This is a genomic window from Burkholderia sp. LMU1-1-1.1, from assembly GCF_040675865.1.
Taxonomy (GTDB): domain Bacteria; phylum Pseudomonadota; class Gammaproteobacteria; order Burkholderiales; family Burkholderiaceae_D; genus Rugamonas.
The window spans coordinates 1-559 of the sequence record NZ_JBEGHG010000046.1; the positions used below are offsets into that span (position 1 = coordinate 1).

The following is a 559-nucleotide window of genomic DNA, read 5'->3' on the forward strand; positions in this document are numbered from 1 at the left end:
GCGCCTGGGCGGCGAGGGCGACGCCGCGCTCGCCGGGCTGGACCTGGCGCGCTGGCGCCCGTGGGTGGTGCTGGCGGCCGGGCCGGCGCCGCGGCGCCTGCTCGAGCACGGCTACGCGCTGGCCCACGAGGACGGCGTCCAGGGCTACTACGTGGCCACCGAGCGCCCCGAGGTGGGCGCGGCGCTGCGCCTGCCGCCGCACCCGGCCGACGCTTTCCAGCTGTGCGAGGACCATCCGTACAGCGCCCCGCTGGCGGGCTGGCGCGCGCGCGTCGACAGCGCCGAGACGGCCGCGCGGGAGGCGCGCACCTGGGCCATGGCCCACGTCGAGGAATGGAAACAGAAGCACCACCTGTCGGCCGAGCACGCGCTGCGCGCCGAGCAGGCCACGGCGGCGCTGGCGCTGATGACGGCGCGCGCGCAGCAGGCCGAGGCCCTGCTCGGGCCGCTGACCGAGCGCGCCGGCGCGGCCGAGGCCATGCGCGACGCCATGACGGCGAGCCTGTCGTGGCGCCTGACCTTGCCGCTGCGCGTGGCCAAGCTGCAGGCGGGGCGCGCG

1 pseudogene is annotated in these 559 nt (G+C 78.9%); it reads left to right on the forward strand.

The annotated features are described in order from the left end of the window. Window positions 1-559, forward strand: a pseudogene (locus MRBLMU1_RS25475) (hypothetical protein); the annotation flags it as partial.